Here is a 717-nt window from a genome sequence, read left to right on the forward strand (position 1 = left end):
ACCACCGATGCCTCCACCGATGCCTCGACCACGGCCACCACGGCGGCGAACGCCTCTGCGGCTGCGGCGGCTCAGGCGGCGGCGCAGAACGATGCGACCTCGACGAGCGCGGCGGATGCCTCGGCTGCGGCCGATGCAGACCCGAACGCCTCTGCGGCCGCAGCGGCCAACGCGTCCTCGTCGGCGACGGCATCGGCATCGGCTGCGGCCGACGCCTCGGCCGAAGCCACCGCGGAGGCATCCGCATCCGCCACCGCGAGCGCTTCGGCGGACGCGGCAGCCGACCCGACCGGGAACATCGCGATCGTCCTCCGGTCGCCGGTCCTGGAACGCGGACAGCAGCAGACCGCCGTCGGCACCGGCTTCAAGCCCGGAGAGAAGGTCACCGGCGTGATGGCCTCCGATCCGGTCGCGCTGGGCAGCCAGGTCGCGAACGCGCAGGGCACGGTCACCTTCACCTGGACCGTGCCGACCGCCACCGACCTCGGATCGCACACCGTGACACTGACCGGGGCGACCTCGGGCAGCGTATCGGCCTCGTTCCAGGTGGTCGCCTCGGGCCTGGCCACGACCGGTGGACAGGTGCAGGGCGGCTGGATCGCCCTGGCCGCACTGCTCCTCGTCCTCGGCCTGGGGGCGATGAGACTCGCGACATCCCGACGGCGACTGATCCGTACGGAGTGATCGCGATGCAGGAACGCTGAGTGGTCGGGACCG

At 72.4% G+C, this 717-nt stretch carries 1 pseudogene; it reads left to right on the forward strand.

From position 1 onward, the window contains the following. Positions 1-684, forward strand: a pseudogene (locus tag AX744_RS20730) (hypothetical protein); the annotation flags it as partial. Positions 685-717 lie beyond the last annotated feature (33 nt).

Source organism: Microbacterium sp. CCH5-D1, from assembly GCF_001557335.1.
Taxonomy (GTDB): Bacteria; Actinomycetota; Actinomycetes; order Actinomycetales; family Microbacteriaceae; genus Microbacterium; species Microbacterium oxydans.